Source organism: Holdemanella hominis (genome assembly GCF_014306155.1).
Classification (GTDB): domain Bacteria; phylum Bacillota_I; class Bacilli_A; order Erysipelotrichales; family Erysipelotrichaceae; genus Holdemanella; species Holdemanella hominis.
The window spans coordinates 1-525 of record NZ_JACRWH010000142.1 but is presented as its reverse complement, the minus strand read 5'-3'; the positions used below and the strand labels follow the sequence as shown (position 1 = coordinate 525).

At 34.1% G+C, this 525-nt stretch carries 1 protein-coding gene; it reads right to left on the bottom strand.

The window, feature by feature from the left end; genetic code table 11:
• Positions 1 to 524: transposase (locus tag H8911_RS12290; protein ID WP_500784416.1), on the bottom strand; the 524-nt coding region annotated here is incomplete at its 3' end.
• Position 525: the final 1 nt, after the last annotated feature.

Here is a 525-nt window from a genome sequence, read left to right as displayed (position 1 = left end):
ATGAAAATAGCTTTAGGACCATCATATCTATCCACTATTTCATTGAATGCACCATTTTCATTCATTACGGCATTTCCTTGAAGAACAATATCATCATAAGTACATTCCAATAGATCATAGCTTGTATTCAGATGATAGGCGGAGAAAGGTTTATTCGAATTATTGGCCTTATAAAAAGTGGTTTTAGTATCTTTGATAACACTGCTGATAGGCAGAACAGAACCATCAACAGCGAGAAGGCGATAACCTTTGTGAAGCTTGATTTTCTGTGTTCGTTCATTGAACATATTGAATAATGTACGGAATGCATCTGGACGAATCTTACTACGTGCCTGTACAAATGAAGAAGCTGTAGGCGTATCAAGCTTATATCCAAACAATTTGAACATTTCATCTTTTAAAGATCCAGACTCTAATAAAAGCACATTGAAAAGTGTACTTCCAAAAAGATGTTTTCTTTTCCGTGTAAAATCCTTATTTGAATCAACAACAAATAGTGAAGAAGAATCATTCATGGTTTTGATG